Source organism: Piscibacillus halophilus (genome assembly GCF_900110685.1).
Taxonomy (GTDB): Bacteria; Bacillota; Bacilli; order Bacillales; family Alkalibacillaceae; genus Piscibacillus; species Piscibacillus halophilus.
Genome location: NZ_FOES01000004.1, coordinates 109,224 through 124,280 on the forward strand (window position 1 = coordinate 109,224; position 15,057 = coordinate 124,280).

Below are 15,057 nucleotides of genomic sequence, written 5' to 3' on the forward strand. Positions count from 1 at the left end.
AAACTGTAGCACCTACTCTTAATTAAGTATGTTTCGTCTTGCGATGGTTGGAGAATTTTTAAAATGTTCTATGTGATCCAACGATTTACCTGTACCGATTGCAACACAATCTAATGGTTGATCGGCTACAAACACTGGTATTTTCGTTTGTTGTTTAATCGCTTCATCTAAATTGCGTAACATAGCTCCTCCACCAGTTAGAACAATTCCTCTATCCATTATATCAGCCGATAATTCAGGTGGAGCGTTTTCCAAGGTTTCTACAACTGCATGAATCATGTCCTCAATTGTATCAGATATAGCATCGACAACTTCAGAACTCGTAATAGTTTCCGTTTTGGGAAGTCCAAATACCGCATCACGGCCTCGTATTTCCATACTACGTTCATCATCAGTTTTAATCGCAGACCCTAGCTCTACTTTAATTTGCTCAGCTGTTGATTCTCCAATTATTAAATCTTTTTGTTTTCTTACATAATATAAAATTTGCTCGTCAATTTCATCTCCTGCGATCCGGATTGATTTACTTGTTACAATTCCTCCAAGGGAAATAATTGCAACCTCTGTTGTACCACCGCCGATATCTACGACCATATTTCCAGTTGGTTCCCAAACACTTAACCCTGCACCAATAGCAGCCGCAAAGGGTTCTGATATCGGATAAACATGTTTTGCTCCTGCTTGTTTAGTAGCATCTACCACTGCACGCTCTTCAACCATTGTAATTCCTGATGGGACACAAACCATGACATTTGGTTTACCTAGCCAGGATTTATTGTGAACTTTTCCGATATAGTAATTCATCATCGATGAGGTTGTATCATAATCAGCAATAACACCATCTCTCATCGGTCTAATAATAGACAAAGATTCTGGTGTTTTACCAATCATGCTTTTTGCTTCGCTACCAACTGCTGTAATCTCACCCGTTTGATTATTAATAGCTACAACGGATGGGTCTCGTAAAACAATCCCTTTACCTTTTACAAATACTAACGTATTTGCAGTTCCTAAATCAATGCCGAAATCACGACTGAATAAAGATGAGCCCATTACAATCTCCCTCTCCGATGTCTTCATTTGTTACTTAAAAATATGTAATGGCTTTACAAAACATGAATAAGCGCCACCATATTGTCCAAAATATATAGTTGGCGCTCTTTATAATTCTCTATTTTATTATACGAAAAAAAAATAAAAATAGATAGAGTTAAGAGAAGCAAAAATGTGAGATATTATAACTAAATTTATAGAACTATAAATACCCTTTTTCTTTCATAGATATAAATTTTTGATCCCCTATGACGATATGATCAAGCAATTCAATCCCCAGTACTTTTCCTGATTCATATAACCTTTTTGTAACATGGACATCTTCATTGGAAGGAGAAGGGTCTCCGGATGGGTGATTGTGGGCACAAATAACAGAAGCTGCTGATCGTTTAATGGCTTCTTTAAACACTTCACGTGGATGTACGATTGATGAATTTAAACTCCCGATAAAAATCGTTTGACGATGAATAACTTGATTTTTCGTATCTAAATAAAGAGCAACAAAATGCTCTTGTTTTAAGTTCCTCATTTCTTCCATTAAGAAATTCGCGCCATCTTCTGGGCTACGAATCGTATATCGATCGCCTGTTTTGAAACTGTGAAGTCTTTTCCCTAATTCAATGGCTGCAATAAGTTGTACAGCTTTAGCATCTCCAATTCCTTTTATAGACGTTAATTCATTAATGGTAGCATCTCTTAATAATGACAGACCTTCAAAATGTACGAGTATTCTTGTAGAGAGAGATAATGCAGATGTACCCTTTGTACCACTGCCGATTAGGATGGCTATTAACTCTTGGTTAGATAACGCTTGTGGTCCTACTTGGATTAATCGCTCACGAGGCCGATCATCCTTTGGTACATCTTTAATAAAAATGGTATCAATTGACATATAAAATCTCCTTTCTTTTTCTAACCTAAATAATAGTCAATTAAATTGTTTGTCACAAAACATAGAAAAACACGATTTCTAATTAGTAGAAATCGTGTTTTCTCTTTAAAAATGATTAATTTATCTTATATTAATGGAGAAATTTAAATTATGATAAATTTGTATAAAATAGATGTAAATTAAGAAGAATGGTATGTTGTATAAAGTCAGATTGTGCATCGTCTTCCTCATTAGATAGTTCTCCTAATAAATTATTGACTTGATTTAATCTAGAGGCTTCCTCATATTGACTCGGACGTTTGCTTAACCAACTTTCTAATTCATTACGCCATGTTTCATCATTTTGACTTTCACCACTTTCAATAATGGACAATCCTTCGTTTAACCAATTTAATGGTTCACCCTCAACATTTAAACTAACACGATCAAAACCCCAGGATTTATAAAAGAAGTCCTCCATATAAACTAAACCTGTGGACTCTAACCAATCGGTTACAGAACTTTTTTCAGCTTCCTCCGAAACTAGATGGCTAATGACATAATATTGTCCACCATCTTCTTGAACAATAGCAGGGATTGAATTTGGCTTTAATTTATCCTGAACTAATTCATCCGCATTTTCCTGTGAAGAAAATAATCCAAATTGGATCACTTCATATTCTGTGCTAGGTTTAGAAAAAGCTTCACCATTTTCTTCACCTTCTCCACTAGATTGCTGTTCATTTGATTCTTCATCATCTTGATCAACTGTTGTCACTGGGACAGCATCAGGTGATAAATCCGAAAAATAATAAATCAAACCCGCTCCAAAAATAACTCCTAAAAATACAGCTAATAGTATTGGCTTGACCATCTTAGCCAACATGGTACGACCATTAAAAGTTAAGAACGATGACTTAGGGTTTGATTTTTTTGGCGTTAAATAATGTTCTAAATCATGTTTTTTTTCGTGTTGGGGGTATTGGTTCATGGTTACTCTAACTTTCTTTTGCTCGTCCATTTTCATACCACCTTACTCTAAGATGTTATGAGGATAGCATAGATAAGATAAAAAATAAGCCAAAACTTGTCATATAACTTCGACATTTTTTTTGGATAAAAAGAAAAACCCTATTAGAGACGATATTCCTCTAAATTAGGGTTTATTCATTATTAAAAGAGTTTATTTATAAAGTTAGAGAAGCAACCTTATTTTTTCCGTTACGTTTAGCCCCGACATACATAGAGCGGTCTGCATTACGAATCAATTCCTGTGGGGTTTCACATTGTTCCGGGTAAGTAGCCACTCCAATACTTGCAGTCACCTTAATTTCTTGCACTTCAACATCTCCGTCTATTGCCTTGTATAGAATAAATGGTTCGCTGGCAATAGCATATCTAATCTCTTCCGCTACTTGGACAACATCATCATGTGACATCCCTTTTATTAATACTGTAAACTCTTCTCCACCATACCGTGCAATCACACCATAATGACCGAATAATCGTACTAAACGGTTTGATAACTCAACCAGTACTTCATTGCCGGATTCATGACCGTATTGATCATTTATTGCTTTAAATGAATCTAGGTCAAGGATGATGACGGATAAGCTTTCATCGATGCCTTTCGCCTCTAAGTCTTTAGCGTATTCATCAATGTATTCAATAAAATAACGATAATTGTATAAATTCGTTAACTGATCTCGCTGACTCTTAGTTTTTGCGGACTCGTAATGGCGTGCATTTTCAATTGCGACAGATAAGAAATTAGCTAATATCTCAAGCAACATTAAATGATATTTTTCGTAAGCATTAATTTCATACGAAGCCACAGTTAATATACCTACTACTTTATTATTTCTTTGAATTGGTACCCCCATAACACTATTTGTACCTCCAGGCAATTCATGCGGCATGAGTTCATTAATGTCTTTCTTCCCCATTAACATAATACTTTCTTCTCGTTCATAGACTATTCCCGCAAATCCTTCACCCTGATGAAGCTTAAGTTTCTTCTTCACTTGATTTCCTTGATCATCCATATGCCGAATTAATTTCATCATTCTATTTTCATTAGAAATATCAAATACATATATATTAGAAGCAGGAATCAAACGTTTGACCTCATCTAAAAATGTATCTAGCACACTTTTGACATTTAAACTTTTAGATAGTTCATGCCCAATTTCACTAGTTGTATGTAAGTATTTATTAATTCTTTGTGTGTTGTGGTAATAAGAAAATACAATCGATAGCAGAATAAAAGGAATACCAACAAAAAATACAGCAATAGCCTCAATTTGTAGATACATTAAATATAATACTAATCCTAATGGGAAAGCTAAAAATGTTACACCAGAATCTATTAACAAACTCTTAGGATATGCGAACAATTCTTCTCCGTGAACAAACCACTGAATAACGGATAAACATACTTGATTGACTAGGATGACCCCAATAATGTAGCCTGCTAGAGGGATGATTTCTTCCATTGAATTAATAGCTAATGCACCATGGGTTCCACCTAAGGCATAATACAAACCTGCCGATATAACAGACGTTAGTAAAAACATGGTTGAATTAGTTGGGATTCGGTAGGAGTCGTCTTTTTTGAGATTTAATTTAACAAATAATACGACTAAAGAGATCTGAGTTAAAATCAACTCCACAAATAACCCGAAATATAAAAAGGCAGCTAGACTAATACCATTACTAAAAAACACTGTAATATTTCCTACTTTAATTGGAAATACCGCAACCGCACTAATCACGATTGCAAAGGCTAATAAATCAAGCCAATATTCCGAAAAATTTGGTTTGAATTCAAGATACGAGTAAGTGACAAGAGACGGAAAAGCGATTAACCAAATAACCCATAACGTTACAACCTTTGATTTCGCCATAAGCAAACCCCTTCATTCTACAGAAATAGTTAACCATTTTCTTTCATCAAAAAGTTCCGAACTTCAGAAACAAAATATAAAGATCCTGTTATGACTAAAATTTGATCAGTCTCTTGTTGTAACCTAAATTCATTAACAGCATATTTCCAATTTTCTGTTACTATAATACCACATTTATGAAACTTTTGTAATAGTTCTTTTTTACTATAACTTTTTTTGAAGTTAAATGGCGTCAATGTAATCTCGTTATAATGCTTTCTAAAAGCCTCTAACATCAAATCGATTGGCTTATCTTGAATAATGGAGATTAATAAATGTACGTTTTTGGGATCAAATCGACTGTTAATTGTTTCAATCAACTGTTCTACCGCTTCCAAATTATGTGCTCCATCTAATACAATAGTTGGATGATGATTCACAAATTCAAACCTTCCGACCCAGGTCGTATGTTCTATGCTTGTTATTATTTTCTCTATTGAAAATGAAAATCCTTCTATGTCACTTAACTTTTTAAAAGAATATATAGCTAAAGTCGCGTTCTCAATTTGATGCTTTCCACTCATCTTAAGTGTGAGGCGATCAATGTTGAGGTCATTTGATTTAAATTTAAACACTTCTCCGTTAGATAATGAATCCATCCATTCATAATCAAAGTCTTCTTTAAGATGATGGATAGGACTTTGATTGAGTTCCGCTTTATGCTGAATAACATGATAAGGATTAGGTTTTTGTTCGTTTGTAATAATAGGTATGAAGGGTTTTATGATTCCAGCTTTTTCGTAAGCAATTTCTTCTAACGTATCCCCTAACATCTCCTTATGATCTAAACCAATCATAGTAATAATAGATAAAATAGGTGATATAATATTCGTTGAATCCATTCTCCCACCAAGACCTGCTTCAAAAATTGCATAATCCACTTTCTGATCTTGAAAATACTTTAAAGCTATACAAGTCACAATTTCAAACTCTGTTGGTCTTCCGTATTTTGTTAAACCAATCTCATCACAAAGAGGTTTGACTAACTCAACGTAGTGTACTAGTTGTTCTCCAGGTATAGACTGACCATTAATACTGATTCTTTCATTAAACACTTCAATATATGGTGAGGTAAATGTTCCAACTGAATAACCGTGATTTTCAATCATGTTTTTCAAAAATGATAAAGTTGAGCCTTTACCGTTCGTACCTGCAATATGAATAATTTTTAAGTTTTTTTCAGGGCGTCCCATTTTATCAAGTAATAGTTCTACTCGTTCTAAACCTGGCTTTATTCCGTATCTTAGCTGATCTTTTAACCAATCAATGGCTTGCTTTTCATTCATGTAAACACCCCCATATAATAAATTGCCTGCTCAAGAGCAGGCAATTTTAATATTTTATAAAACTTCTTCTAACTCTCTTAATCGTTCTTGAACAAGACGTTGTTTTTCCAAATAATCTTTTTCCTTATCACGTTCTTCTTGTACAACATGATCAGGAGCTTTATTTACGAAGTTTTCATTAGACAATTTCTTCTGAACACGTTCAACTTCTTGATTCCATTTATCCAGTTCCTTTTTAAGTCTTTCAATTTCTGATTCAATGTCAATGAGCCCTTCAAGAGGGAAGAATATTTCTGCGCCTGTTACAACTGCACTTTTAGCTTGTTCTGGAATTTGAACTTCAGTTGCAATCGTGAGTGTCTCAGGGTTACAGAAACGCTCAAGATAAATTTGATTCTTTTCTAATTCTCTAACAACAGATTCGTCATTTGCTTTAATGATCATCTTAATCTCTTTAGACATTGGTGTGTCTACTTCCGCTCGAACATTACGAACAGAACGGATAATGGAAACTAATCGCTGCATTTCTTTCGCAGATTGTTCATTATTATATTCTGTCTTTACTTCTGGCCAGCTGCTGGTAACGATTGATTCCCCTTCATGAGGGATGTGCTGCCATATTTCCTCGGTAATGAATGGCATAAATGGATGAAGCATACGTAAGATACTATCTAGAGTAACAACTAGTATAGAACGAGTTGTTTGTTTAGCTTCTTCATCATCACCATAAAGTGGTAGTTTCGCCATTTCAATATACCAGTCACAGAATTCATCCCAGATAAAGTTATATAAATGGCGCCCCGCTTCACCAAAGTCATAACGGTCAATATTACGTGTGACGTTTTCAATCGTTTCATTTAAACGAGTTAGAATCCACTCATCTGCTAATGATTTTTTCTTAGTTAAATCAATATCTTCATACTTAAACCCTTCTAGGTTCATCTGTACGAAACGTGAAGCATTCCAAATCTTATTCGCAAAGTTCCAAGTAGATTCAACTTTCTCCCAATGGAAGCGCAAATCTTGGCCTGGGGATGAACCAGTAGATAAGAAATAACGTAACGAATCTGCTCCATATTGATCAATAACATCCATTGGATCAACACCATTACCTAATGATTTACTCATCTTACGTCCCTGGGCATCACGAACGAGTCCATGCATAATCACATCTTTAAATGGTCTTCTATTTGTAAATTCGACAGATTGGAAGACCATACGTGCTACCCAGAAGAAAATAATATCATATCCAGTCACTAAAGCATCGGTTGGGAAGTATCGTTGATAATCTTTACTGTTTTCATTTGGCCAACCCATTGTTGAAAACGGCCATAATGCTGATGAGAACCACGTATCTAATACGTCGTCATCTTGTCTCCAATTCTCGATGTCTTCTGGTTCTTCACGTCCAACGTAAACTTCCCCAGTCTCTTTATGGTACCATGCAGGAATTCTATGGCCCCACCATAATTGACGGGAAATACACCAATCACGAATGTTTTCCATCCAATTTAGATAAGTGTTTTCAAAACGTTCCGGAACGAAATTAACCTTATCATCAGTTTTTTGTAATTCAACTGCTTGCTTAGCTAGTGGTTCCATTTTAACAAACCATTGCGTAGATAAATAAGGCTCTACAACAGCTCCGCTACGCTCAGAATGACCAACTGAATGTTCATGTTCTTCAATTTTAAATAAAACGCCATCCTCTTGTAAGTCTTTCACTATCTGTTTACGGCATTCGAAGCGATCCATGCCTTTATACTTACCAGCATTTTCATTCATCGAACCGTCTTCATTCATAACTAAGATCCGCTCTAGATTATGACGATTACCGATTTCGAAATCATTTGGGTCATGTGCAGGTGTAATTTTTACTGCCCCTGAACCAAATTCCATGTCTACATAATCATCAGCTATAATCTCAATTTCACGTTCAACAATCGGAAGAATGACTTTTTTGCCAATAAGGTGCTTGTAACGCTCATCTTCTGGATGTACAGCAACCGCCGTATCCCCTAACATCGTCTCAGGGCGAGTCGTCGCGATTTCAATAAGCCCTGAACCATCTTTTAAAGGATACCTCATGTGATAGAAAGCACCTTTAACGTCTTTATAGATGACCTCAATATCAGATAATGCTGTTTGAGTACTAGGGTCCCAGTTAATAATATATTCTCCACGGTAAATGAGATCTTTTTCATATAAAGTAACAAAAACCTCTTTTACAGCGTCTGATAAGCCTTCATCTAATGTAAAACGTTCCTTAGAATAATCTAAACCTAAACCTAATTTTTCCCATTGCTGACGTATGAATGACGCATACTCTTCTTTCCAGTCCCATGCACGCTCTAGGAATTTCTCACGTCCCAAATCATAACGAGATATCCCTTCTTCTCTAAGTTTACCTTCTACTTTTGCTTGAGTAGCAATTCCTGCGTGATCCATTCCAGGCAACCATAAAACGTCATAGCCTCTCATACGTTTATAACGAGTAATAATATCTTGTAATGTTGTATCCCAAGCATGACCTAAGTGTAGACGTCCTGTTACGTTTGGTGGTGGGATGACGACTGTAAACGGTTCCTTACTTTCATCATCTTTTGCTTCAAAAAACTTTCCATCTACCCAAAACTTGTAACGGTCTTTTTCAACCTCTTGAGGGTTATACTTGGGAGCCATTGTGATCTGTTCATCTGCCATAATTGTCCCTCCTAAATTTATATAAAATAAAAAAATCTTTCCATCCTTATATAAAAGGACGAAAAGATTGATTTCGCGTTACCACCTTCATTCACAAACATCATAAAGCTCTTAGTTTGTGCACTTCATGAACATAACGGTTTTCCCGGGTTCACCTACTGAATTCAATGAACCAGCATTTTCAGAGCGACCTTCCAAGTTTTCATACTGAGGAAACTTTCAGCACGTGTTTCCCTCTCTGTCAGAATCCAACTTGTACTCCTCTCTTACAGCATTTTTCGATTATATTATTTTGATAATATTGTATACGTATTTTATACAATTAGTCAATGAATTTCAAGCAATATAGGCATTAGATTAAATATTTTCGATTCTTATCGTTCAAATCCATAAAAAAAGTGGGGCAATTGCCCACACTTTTATTATATATCATTAACACTTTCTCTCTAAGAGTCATATCGTGTAATAGAGAGGAGGAGACTAATGGCTAGATACTACCGTTATAGATTACCACCATGGGCTAGACACTGTATATTTGTCATAGAGAAGTGTACACTCCCAATTATGGTCTTCCAACTGGTGAAAACATTATTATTCCCAACAACTCTTGATGTGTTCTTATCTGGTTTATTAGTTGGTTTATATATTGCTTTTTACTTAGAGTGGATTTAACTTATGATTTATTATAAGGAACGTACAGAACATCTCCAGCTTTTATTTCCTGATTTTCTTCTAGGCCATTGAGACGTTCTAATTGTGACACGGTCACTTTATAGGAATCAGCAATAGAATCTAGCGTCTCATTTTCTTGTACAAACCGCATTTTCACACTCACTTTTTCTTTTTCTTGCTCTTCTTCACCGTCACGGAAGAAATGAGATAAATAGTTTAGACCAAACATTTTCTTTTTAGGTTTCTTTGAGCCATCTTGATCATCATAATCGTCTTGACCATCGTTCTCATCATAATCTTTTTTACTTTTTTGTTCCACAATTTCAGGAGATGAAGGTTTTTCTTTCTTCTTATCTTTTTTCTTCTCTTTCTTCTTTTCCTCTTTTGCCGGTTCAACTTCTTCTTTCTTTTCTTTCTTCTCTTTCTTCTCCTCTACTGGTTTAACTTCTTCTTTCTCTTTCTCTTTAACTGGCTCGACTTCTTCTTTCTTCTCTTTCTTTTTCTCTTTTACTGGTTCCACATTTTCATAATCTGCTTGATATTCGTTTTCATATTTTTCATTTTCATATTGTTTGTTCTCGGGTTTTTCTTTATTTTCAGCTACTTCTGGTTTTTCTTTTGCTTTAGCTTTATTCTCTTTATTATTAAAGAATTCATTGAGTGATTGCGATTGCTTCTTTTGCCAAAATTCACGGCCTTTTGAATCACTCTCTTTATTTTCATTTTCTTCTACACTCTGTACTTCATCTACTGTATCTTCAGGTTCTTCATGATCATTAAAACTTGGTATTTCCTGCAACTGAAAATCCGAATTAACATTACTTTCGTTTCTTTCTTCTGCTTGAGGCTCTAACTCATATTCATCCTCTACCTCTACATTTGCTAAACGAATTTTGGCATAGACGTGTAACGTTTTAGGTTCAGGTAATTCATAATCAAAATATTCAATTTCAACATCTGGTTCACCTGTTTGATTTACTCTGCTTGCTGGGATCGTAATATCAACTGGTATTGGATACTGGAATGTTGTAAAACCATTGTCGAGCGCTTTGACTTGTTGTACATAGTTTTCCTCATCTTCTTGATTATCCATATAAAACATAGGTTCTTCACGAGGCAGTGATTGATAATCACCTGACACCATTAATACCCCACGCAACTGGATGTAGTTGGATTCTTTTATTATATTAACATCCGGTTGAATGGAAATGCCGTACAAATCATCGATTTCTTCACCTTGACGAAATGCAATTGCTTCATGTAAATCAAATAAAAAGGGTTCATTTCCGTTTTGATTCACGACTCATCCTCCTCACAAAAATATCCTTTACCACTAGATATATGATAACTTGTTTATAAAAAGAACTTTTCAAAGATATTAAAGTAAATTGAGATTACTTTATTTAATGGGGATGAGTCCTTCTCAATCAGTGTATGTAGCAATTTTTGTAAGAGGAAAAATTATCTGTTTTTATCAATTAATGAGTATTTTTCCAATAAAAAACTCGCAACACAAATGCTGCGAGTTTTTATTCTACTTGTTATACGATTTAAAAGCCTGCTCAGCTGCTTGAATTGTTTTTTCAATATCATCATCCGTGTGAGCTGTTGATAGAAACATTCCTTCAAACTGAGAAGGTGGTAAGAAAATACCTTGTTCACCCATTAAACGATAGTATTCGGCGAACCATTCTAAGTCAGAAGATTTTGCTGTTTCAAAATTGATGACTTCTTCATTAGTAAAGAAGAAACCAATCATAGAGCCTGCACGATTCACTGTTAGTGGAACCCCGTTAGCTTCAGCCGCTTTCTGGTATCCTTCCGTTAGACGGTCTGCTTTCTTATTCATTTCGTCATAAGATTGCTCTGTTAATTGACTTAATGTTTCATAACCTGCTGCCATCGCTAATGGATTTCCAGATAGTGTACCAGCTTGATAAATATCCCCAGCTGGGGCAATACGTTCCATAATTTCACGTCTTCCACCATAAGCCCCTACAGGTAAGCCACCGCCAATAACCTTACCTAAACAAGTTAAGTCAGGTGTTACATCAAAATGGCCTTGTGCACAATGATAACCTACACGGAAGCCAGTCATAACTTCATCAAAGATTAATAGAGATCCATGGTCTTCTGTTACTTTTCTTAAGAAGCTTAAGAAATCATTAACTGGAGGCACAACACCCATATTACCTGAAACAGGCTCAACAATAACTGCCGCAATATCATTACCATATTGTTCAAACGCATATTGAACGCTTTCTTGATCATTGTAAGGTACCGTGATGGTATTTTTAGCAATAGAGGATGGAACCCCAGGACTATCTGGTAAACCTAATGTAGCAACGCCCGAACCTGCTTTAATTAATAGAGAATCTCCATGGCCATGGTAGTTCCCTTCAAACTTAAGAATTTTATCACGACCAGTATAACCTCGTGCTAGTCGTAAAGCGCTCATTGTAGCCTCAGTCCCAGAGTTCACCATACGTACCATTTCAATTGATGGCACACGATCAATGACTAATTTGGCTAACTTATTTTCATACTCAACATTAGCCCCAAAGCTTGTTCCCTTTTCTAAAACCTTTTTTAGATTAGAAACAACTTGATCATTCGCATGACCAAGAATTAATGGACCCCAGCTCAATACGTAATCAATATATTCATTTCCATCGACATCGTAAATTTTAGAGCCTTTTCCTTCTTCCATATAAATAGGGTCCATATTAACTGAATTGAAGGCTCTCACTGGCGAATTAACACCACCTGGCAATAAATCAACTGCCTCATTAAATAGAGCTTTAGACTTATCATAACCCATTAATATAACCTCCTTTTATTGTTGAAGCCATTTTGCTACATCTTTTGCAAAGTAAGTAATAATTAAATCTGCACCTGCACGTTTCATTGAGGTTAATTTTTCTAAAACGATCTGTTGTTCATCAATCCAACCGTTTTGTGCTGCTGCTTTAACCATAGAAAATTCACCGCTCACATTATAAGCTACAACTGGTAAGTTAAAACGGTCTCGAACTTCTCTTATAATATCTAAGTAAGTCATAGCGGGCTTAACGATTAGAAAATCAGCACCTTCCATGATATCTGATTCTGCTTCTCGTTGCGCTTCTAATCGATTGGCAGGATCCATCTGATAGGTTTTTCTATCCCCGAATTGAGGAGTACTTCCAACAGCATCTCTAAATGGTCCATAGAAAGCCGATGCGTACTTAATCGCATAGGACATAATAGGTATATTTTCAAACCCTGCTTCATCTAGTCCTTGACGAATCGCTGCTACAAACCCATCCATCATATTGGACGGAGCTATGATGTCAGCTCCAGCTTTTGCTTGTGATACAGCTGTCTGTACGAGTAAAGGTAGTGATTCATCATTATGAACGAAATGATCATGAATAACCCCGCAATGACCATGATCGGTATACTCGCATAAACATGTATCTGCAACAACTAATACGTTCGGATAATTTTCTTTAATGAATCGTGTTGCTTGTTGAATAATCCCTTCATCATTATAAGCCTCAGACCCTACCGCATCTTTTACTTTTGGAATTCCAAATAATAAAACGGCTCGAATTCCTAAGGCGACCACTTCATCCATTTCTTCAGCTAATCGATCTAAAGAAATTTGATAAACTCCTGGCATTGATGGGACCTCGTTCTTCTGACCCTCTTCTTCTAAAACAAATATAGGGTAAATTAAATCTTCTGTACGTAAATGCGTTTCCCTAACTAATGCACGCATACTAGCTGATCTTCTAAGTCTTCTATGTCTGTCAAACCCTAAATCGTTCATCTATGACTCCCCTTTTCTTGAATAAAAATCAATGACTTCATGTGCTAACCCTTCTAGCGTAAATATCTTTGGTACATAAGTCTCCGTGAAACCAACTTCTTTTGCCTTTTGTTGTGTTGTGTGCCCGATACAAAAGCAAGGTTTACTTAAACTGCCCTCAAAAGAATCTTGCAAATATATGAAAGCATCAATAGATGAAGGAGACGTAAATGTCCATGCATCTATTGAGTGTTTCATAATATGTTGTAAGTCATCTTGAGCTTGTTCGTTAAAAACAGTATTATATACTGTAATTGTTTCATAAGAAATCAACTCTTCATCTAATTTCCGGTCAATGACTTGACGAGATAAATTTCCTTTCACAAGCAACACGTTAGATGGTTTCGCTTCGGTGATAAACGCTTGACTAAAATGTTCAGCATCAAATATTTCTGGAACAAAATCTACCTTAATTCCATTTTGCTCTAATGACTCTTGAGTTTTGGACCCTACTGAGGCAATTTTTAAATGATAGATCTCGTCTTTTGGAATCTCATATAAGTTTAAAGTCTCAAAAAAATACTTAACCCCATTCGTACTGGTAAAAACCAACCATTCGTACTGGCTTAACTGACGTAATAAATTCTCATGTAATTTAGAATGTCTTAATTCAAATGTGATAAGTGATTGCGCAAATATTTGAGCTCCATGTCTTTCAAGTGGGCCAATGAAGTCCTGAGCCTTTGATTCTTCCCTAGATATAAAAATCTTTTTCCCCATTATATGAGACATTAGCTTTCATCCAATTCTTTTTTAGCTTCCTCTACTAAGTCTTTAGCACCTTGTTGTATTAATTCTTTCGCCACTTCTTCACCAGCTTGAATTGGATCCGTGGATGACTTCTGAGTTTTAAGGACTGTCTTACCATCAGACGAAGATACTAATCCAATTAAAGTAATGATGTCGCCTTCTCTAATGGCATAAGCACCAATAGGTACTGAGCAACTACCTTCCAACATACTTAAAAATTTACGCTCAGCCGCAACAGTTGTAGCTGTATATTCATGATTGATTTTACCAAGAAGTTGTTTTAGTTCTTCATCACTTTCACGGCACTCAATGGCTAACGCACCTTGACCAACAGCCGGAAGGCAAACTTCAGGCTCTAAATATTGTGTTATTAGCTCAGTTGACCATCCCATTCGTTTTAAACCAGCTGCCGCTAAAATAATCGCATCAAAATTTTCTTCTTTTAGCTTTCTTAATCTCGTTTCAATGTTTCCACGAATCCATTGAATGTTTAAATCAGGTCGATATGCAAGAAGTTGAGCTCCTCTTCTTAAACTGCTTGTCCCAATAATAGCCCCTTCTTTTAAATCATCCAGTTTGACATGATCATTAGAAATAAATGCATCCCGATGATCTTCACGTTCAGGTACACATGCAATTTCAAGACCGTCCGGTAACTGGGAAGGCATATCCTTCATGCTATGTACGGCCATATCTATTTCATGATCAAACATAGCTTGTTCTATTTCTTTAACAAATAAGCCCTTGCCTCCGACCTTGGATAACGTGACGTCTAAAATTTTATCACCTTTTGTCACGATTTTTTTGACTTCAAACTCAAAGTCATTCGTATGTTTTTTTAATTGTTCAATAACCCATTCTGTTTGTGTCAAAGCCAAGTTACTGCGCCTTGAACCGATAACGATTTTTCTCATCGTTGAGCCT

Annotated in this window: 12 protein-coding genes and 1 other annotated feature; of the genes, 1 reads left to right on the top strand and 11 read right to left on the bottom strand. The window is 35.7% G+C overall.

The genetic code is table 11. From position 1 onward, the window contains the following. Positions 1-18: 18 nt before the first annotated feature. The 6 genes from BMY57_RS03830 to BMY57_RS03855 form a co-directional block, all read right to left on the bottom strand. Complete coding sequence (locus tag BMY57_RS03830) at positions 19-1,053, bottom strand: rod shape-determining protein (RefSeq protein ID WP_091772708.1); 1,035 nt, start codon at positions 1,051-1,053, stop codon at positions 19-21. Between the two features lie 202 nt (positions 1,054-1,255). Next, positions 1,256-1,945, bottom strand: a complete 690-nt coding sequence (gene radC / locus BMY57_RS03835; protein ID WP_091772709.1) for a RadC family protein — start codon at positions 1,943-1,945, stop codon at positions 1,256-1,258. Positions 1,946-2,093: 148 nt separating this feature from the next. Then, on the bottom strand, positions 2,094-2,945 hold the full coding sequence (locus BMY57_RS03840) for an acetolactate synthase large subunit family protein (protein ID WP_091772710.1): 852 nt from the start codon (positions 2,943-2,945) through the stop codon (positions 2,094-2,096). A 166-nt stretch (positions 2,946-3,111) separates the two neighbouring features. Next, a complete protein-coding gene (locus BMY57_RS03845) occupies positions 3,112-4,830 on the bottom strand; it encodes a sensor domain-containing diguanylate cyclase (protein WP_091772711.1) in 1,719 nt (572 codons plus the stop codon). A gap of 29 nt (positions 4,831-4,859) precedes the next feature. After that, entirely contained in the window at positions 4,860-6,155 is a 1,296-nt protein-coding gene (locus BMY57_RS03850; RefSeq protein ID WP_091772712.1) for a bifunctional folylpolyglutamate synthase/dihydrofolate synthase, read from the bottom strand. Between the two features lie 54 nt (positions 6,156-6,209). Beyond that, positions 6,210-8,858: a valine--tRNA ligase gene (locus BMY57_RS03855; RefSeq protein ID WP_091772713.1), complete on the bottom strand. Its 2,649-nt coding sequence runs from the start codon at positions 8,856-8,858 to the stop codon at positions 6,210-6,212. A 51-nt stretch (positions 8,859-8,909) separates the two neighbouring features. Then, positions 8,910-9,139: a binding site (T-box leader), on the bottom strand. A gap of 202 nt (positions 9,140-9,341) precedes the next feature. Between BMY57_RS03855 and BMY57_RS03860 the strand changes: the two genes are divergently transcribed. Further along, positions 9,342-9,530, top strand: a complete 189-nt coding sequence (locus BMY57_RS03860) for a YszA family small membrane protein (protein ID WP_091772714.1) — start codon at positions 9,342-9,344, stop codon at positions 9,528-9,530. A 1-nt stretch (position 9,531) separates the two neighbouring features. Here the strand turns inward: BMY57_RS03860 and BMY57_RS03865 are convergent, their stop codons facing one another. The 5 genes from BMY57_RS03865 to hemC form a co-directional block, all read right to left on the bottom strand. After that, a complete protein-coding gene (locus BMY57_RS03865; protein WP_091772715.1) occupies positions 9,532-10,830 on the bottom strand; it encodes a LysM peptidoglycan-binding domain-containing protein in 1,299 nt (432 codons plus the stop codon). A 234-nt stretch (positions 10,831-11,064) separates the two neighbouring features. Next, complete coding sequence (gene hemL, locus BMY57_RS03870) at positions 11,065-12,351, bottom strand: glutamate-1-semialdehyde 2,1-aminomutase (protein WP_091772716.1); 1,287 nt, start codon at positions 12,349-12,351, stop codon at positions 11,065-11,067. A 15-nt stretch (positions 12,352-12,366) separates the two neighbouring features. Beyond that, positions 12,367-13,344 carry a porphobilinogen synthase gene (gene hemB / locus BMY57_RS03875; protein WP_091772717.1) on the bottom strand — a complete coding sequence of 326 codons (978 nt, stop codon included), beginning with the start codon at positions 13,342-13,344 and terminating at the stop codon, positions 12,367-12,369. Further along, on the bottom strand, positions 13,345-14,115 hold the full coding sequence (locus tag BMY57_RS03880) for a uroporphyrinogen-III synthase (protein ID WP_091772718.1): 771 nt from the start codon (positions 14,113-14,115) through the stop codon (positions 13,345-13,347). Next, positions 14,115-15,047 carry a hydroxymethylbilane synthase gene (hemC, locus tag BMY57_RS03885; protein WP_091772719.1) on the bottom strand — a complete coding sequence of 311 codons (933 nt, stop codon included), beginning with the start codon at positions 15,045-15,047 and terminating at the stop codon, positions 14,115-14,117. Before hemC ends, BMY57_RS03880 begins: the two co-directional genes overlap by 1 nt. Positions 15,048-15,057 lie beyond the last annotated feature (10 nt).